Origin of the sequence: Clavibacter lycopersici (assembly GCF_003576405.1) — a bacterium.
Classification (GTDB): Bacteria; Actinomycetota; Actinomycetes; order Actinomycetales; family Microbacteriaceae; genus Clavibacter; species Clavibacter lycopersici.
Genome location: NZ_QWGT01000556.1, coordinates 1 through 445 on the forward strand (window position 1 = coordinate 1; position 445 = coordinate 445).

At 80.4% G+C, this 445-nt stretch carries 1 pseudogene; it reads right to left on the minus strand.

Annotation, left to right across the window (positions count from 1 at the left end):
• Window positions 1-283 (minus strand): annotated as a pseudogene (locus tag DZG00_RS16510) (DUF4190 domain-containing protein); the annotation flags it as partial.
• Window positions 284-445 lie beyond the last annotated feature (162 nt).

Sequence of the window (445 nt, forward strand, 5' to 3'; positions counted from 1 at the left end):
GGGCCGCGGCGGTGTCGGCGGGGGCCGAGAGGCCGGTCGGGTCGTATCCGGCGGGCGGCCGCGGCGGCGCCGGGAACGCGTCGGGCGCCGGCGGGGCGTCCGCGGACACCGGGTCGGCGGCGGCCGCGGCCTCGGCCTCGGCCTCGGCCGGACCGTACGGGCTGACGGGATCGGCCGCTTCCGCGCCACCCGCATCGGCCGTCTCCTCGGGGACCGCGCCCTCGCCCCGCGGCTCGTCGGGGTGGGATCCGTCGGTCCGATCGGGGTCGCGGTCATCGCTCATGTGACGTTCCTAGCGGAGCGGGTGATCCCCGCGGCAGGGCCGCGGGTGATCCGCCCCGAAATGGGGGCGGTGGGCGCCTCGGGTCGCGCGCTCCGGGACGCGCGGCACCTCCGCGGGGGTCCGTTAACCTCGGGGGCGTGCCCCAGCCCGCGTGGACCCCCG